Below are 2,794 nucleotides of genomic sequence, written 5' to 3'. Positions count from 1 at the left end.
TCCTGGCAGGCGTCAGCACCGACTGCTGCGTACTGTCCACGGCGCTCGCCGCCGCCGACGCCGGAGTGGAGGTGCTGGTCGTCGCCGACGCCTGCGCGGGCGTGGACGACGACTACCACGCCCAGGCCCTGCGCGTCATGGACCTGTACCGGCCGCTCGTCCGCGTCACGACCGCCACGGAACTGCTGGGCGGCCCTCTGGCGTGACCCTCGCCCCTGGCCGCCGCCGTCCACCACGCGGCCACCGCCCTCTGGAGCGCCGCTTGCTCCGCGGGCGGGTGGCAGTCGTGGTCAGGACGCGAGCTACAGCGGGGGCGCGGAGATCACCTTCGAGGTACTGGGCGCGGCCGAGCCGAAGGACCTGTCGGCGGGGGTGTTCTCATACATCACGCACGTGGCCGCGTCGGCGTCGGCGAGTTCGGACCGCCCCCGGGGTGGCAGCTCTGCGGCTACCACCCCCGGGGGCCGTAGTGGCCCGGCTCAAGCCGCTGATGACCGTTCAGTGTTCTTGGAAGCCACGACTGATGCGGGCGTCCAGAGACACACCCGCGCCCCGTTCGCCCGCGAGACGCGCGCACAGTGCCGCCACCGTCAGATCCTGCAGAGCGGACCCGACCGACTTGTAGAGCACGATGTCATCGGTTCCGGTCCGGCCCGGTGCGCGGCCGGAGACCACGTCGGCGAGAGACACGAGCTTGTCGGTGAACTCCAGGCCCTCGGCGCGTGCGGCGATGAAGTCGCCGGTCTCGTGGGCGACTTCGTCGACAAGGTCGCACACCACGACGTCCGAGCGGTCGATGGCGACGGGGTCGAGTTCGCGCTGCTCGGGCAGCGTCGACCCGATGGACACGACTGTCGTCCCCGGCTTGAGCCAGGTGCCGCGAAGGGTGGGCGTCTCGTCCCGGGACCGGGCGGCGCACAGCACCAGATCCACGCCGTCGACCGCGTCCTCGGGCGCCTCGGCGGGGACCACCTCGGCCGCCAGGTCGCTGAACGACCCCGCGAACCGTGCTCGGCTCGCCGGACTCGGGCTGTAGACCCGTACGGAGGTGAGCTCCCGCGTCGCGGCCAGGGCCCGAAGGTGATTCGTCGCCTCGAACCCCGAGCCGATGACGGCGACCGAGAGCGGCCTTTGCGGCGCCAGGAACCGGACGGCGAGGGCCGAGGTGGCCGCAGTACGGAAGCCCGTGATCGACCGGCCGTCCAGCAGGGCGACCAGCTCCGTGGTCTCGAGGTCGAACAGCGCCACGAGGTAGGCGCCCCTGCGCTTGCCGTTCGACACGGCGATGAGCTTGGCTCCCATCACACCGCTGCTCGGGAGTATCCCGCTGAGGGTGCGCATCCACTCCTGCTCGCCCCTGGCCATCGTGCGCGGGGGAAAGTGCGCTTCGGAGACCGGAGCGGCGTAGGCCTCGTGCAGAGCCTTCAGCGCGGACTCCCAGTCGAGCAGGGAACGGACGTCGTCGTCGGTGAGATACACGGCCATGGGGAAGCTCCTTGCGGGTGAGCCGGTCGACCGGAGGAGGGAGGCGCGCGACAGGCCGGAATACGCCATCTCCTCGTGCGTATGGGCCCGTTGACGGCGGGGTCGAGCAGGTCGCGGGGGATTCGGTGGGGCCGAGTCGGGCGACCGGCCCACTCCCTTCGATGCGGTACGTATCGTTTCGATTCGTGCTCACATTAAGTGGCGGCCGCACTGTCCGCAATCCCGTGCGCGCCTTTCAATAGAGGTGGCTACGCCGAGATCTCCCCGAAGTGGATCACGCGTGGTCCCCGACCGCCGGCCGTACCGGCCCGTCCTCAAGGGCCCGGCGGCAGAAGTCGGCGAACGCCTTGGCTCGTCTGGTGAGGTTGGCGCGGGCGGGCCAGGCGAGCAGCACGGGCATGTCCGGCACCTCCTCCCGGATCTCGCATTCGGCCAGCGGTACGCCCTCGTGGCTGATGCCGGAGGCGGGCCGCTGGATCAGAAGTGAGTAGCCGAGGCCCCGGGCCACCAGTGACCGCACCGTCTCGAAGCTGCTCGTCGTGTGCCGGATCACCGGCCGAATGCCGAGCGAGGCGAGCAGCTCCGTGAAGTAGTGCAGGCTCGGCGGGTTGTCGAGCATGACCATCGGTTCGTCCGCGAGGTCGCGCAGGCTCACCGGCGCCTGTCCGGCCAGGGGGTGCGTGCGGGGCAGGAGCAGATGCGGCCGGGTGACGTACAGCGTCTCCTGCTGAATGCCCGGCTGCAGATCGAGGTCGTACAGCAGGGCCATCTCGCAGCTGCCGTCGAGGAGTTTCTCCTGCAGTTCCACCTGAGTGCCCTCCGTGAAGCTCAGCCGCACCGTCGGATGTTCGGTGGCGAAACCCTCCAGGACGCCGGGCATCAGGAACGGGGCCAGGGTCGTGTAGCAGCCGACCGTCAGGTTCCCGGAGAGCTCCCCGCCCAGGTTGCGTGCACTGGACACGAGTTCGTCCGCGTGAGCGAGTAGCGGGCGCGCGTCGGCGAGCACGGCCAGGCCGGCCTGAGTGATCGTCAGCCCTTTGGCCTGGCGGCGCAGGAACAGCTGGACGCCGAGGGTGCTCTCTAGCTCGCTGACGGCCAGGGCGATCGTCGACTGGGAGATGTGCTCGTGCGCCGCGGCGCCCGCGATGGTTCCGGCCTCGGCCGCCGCCACGAAGAACCGGAGCTGGCGCAGAGAGAGCGTCATGGTCCATACCTCAGGATTCCTGTTGTTGTTGTCGGCGCATTGCTGGATTCCAGAGTATTCCGTGCTCAGGCGGCGTACCGCACAGTCGTTGCAGCCCGATGCGGC

Annotated in this window: 4 protein-coding genes; 1 reads left to right on the top strand and 3 read right to left on the bottom strand. The window is 69.9% G+C overall.

Annotated elements, in window-relative coordinates:
* Window positions 1-206: isochorismatase family protein (locus tag JF597_RS53070; RefSeq protein WP_294014157.1), on the top strand; the 206-nt coding region annotated here is incomplete at its 5' end.
* A gap of 96 nt (window positions 207-302) precedes the next feature.
* Here JF597_RS53070 and JF597_RS53065 read toward each other — a convergent pair.
* The 3 genes from JF597_RS53065 to JF597_RS53055 form a co-directional block, all read right to left on the bottom strand.
* Window positions 303-455 (bottom strand): hypothetical protein, encoded by a 153-nt coding sequence (locus JF597_RS53065; RefSeq protein ID WP_294014155.1) that lies wholly within the window; start codon window positions 453-455, stop codon window positions 303-305.
* A gap of 43 nt (window positions 456-498) precedes the next feature.
* Entirely contained in the window at window positions 499-1,485 is a 987-nt protein-coding gene (locus JF597_RS53060) for an ornithine cyclodeaminase family protein (RefSeq protein WP_294014153.1), read from the bottom strand.
* A 274-nt stretch (window positions 1,486-1,759) separates the two neighbouring features.
* On the bottom strand, window positions 1,760-2,689 hold the full coding sequence (locus JF597_RS53055) for a LysR family transcriptional regulator (protein WP_294014151.1): 930 nt from the start codon (window positions 2,687-2,689) through the stop codon (window positions 1,760-1,762).
* Window positions 2,690-2,794: the final 105 nt, after the last annotated feature.

It is taken from the genome of Streptomyces sp. (assembly GCF_019510245.1).
Classification (GTDB): Bacteria; Actinomycetota; Actinomycetes; order Streptomycetales; family Streptomycetaceae; genus Streptomyces.
The sequence above is the reverse complement of the archived record's forward strand: the minus strand, read 5'-3'. Positions and strand labels throughout refer to the sequence as shown.

Coding starts and splice junctions, on each gene's coding strand:
- JF597_RS53060 (WP_294014153.1), bottom strand. CDS start 1,485: ATGGCCGTGTATCTCACCGACGACGACGTCCGTTCCCTGCTCGACTGG.
- JF597_RS53055 (WP_294014151.1), bottom strand. CDS start 2,689: ATGACGCTCTCTCTGCGCCAGCTCCGGTTCTTCGTGGCGGCGGCCGAG.